The sequence below is a fragment of the Acidimicrobiales bacterium genome (genome assembly GCA_030747595.1).
Taxonomy (GTDB): domain Bacteria; phylum Actinomycetota; class Acidimicrobiia; order Acidimicrobiales; family MedAcidi-G1; genus UBA9410.
The window spans coordinates 1-515 of sequence record JASLKK010000081.1 but is presented as its reverse complement, the minus strand read 5'-3'; the positions used below and the strand labels follow the sequence as shown (position 1 = coordinate 515).

The window sequence follows — 515 nt, the reverse complement described above, 5'->3', positions numbered from 1 at the left end:
CCACCAGGTCACCTCCAGCATGAACACGGCCAACGAGGCCGGGAAGTGGTTCCCAAAGTCGGGAGTGGCCCCACCCGAGTGATGGTTCAAGGGCATGCCACACGCTTCGGCAGCCGCCCAGATGGGTCGGTAGGCCTTCGAGTAGAGCGGCTCAAACGGCGAGTCGGGCGGCGTGCCGGGAACCAGGATCCCACCTCGCAGGTCGTTCTCTGCCGCCCACTCGATCTCGGCTACCGAACCCTCGACGTCACCCGGGAAGATCTGGGCTATGCCGGCCCTCCGTTTCGGTGCCTCGGACACGAAGTCCAGTAGCCACCGGTTGTGGGCCCTCAGGCCGGCCCACCGGTGGTCATAATTGTCGCTGTAGGCGGGGGCCTCGAACTGGCTGGCCGCTGCCGGAGCAAAGGGCGGCTGGGTATTGGGGAACAGCACCGCGGCCACCACCCCGTCGGCCTCCTGCTCGCGCAGGCGCCGGTCGGAGTCGTAGTTGCGATTCCCATCGACGGCTGGGTCGC

Annotated in this window: 1 protein-coding gene; it reads right to left on the bottom strand. The window is 67.4% G+C overall.

Annotation, left to right across the window (positions count from 1 at the left end; translation table 11 throughout):
• The coding region (locus QF777_12220; protein ID MDP6912288.1) for an amidohydrolase family protein at positions 1 to 515 on the bottom strand (515 nt) is incomplete at both ends.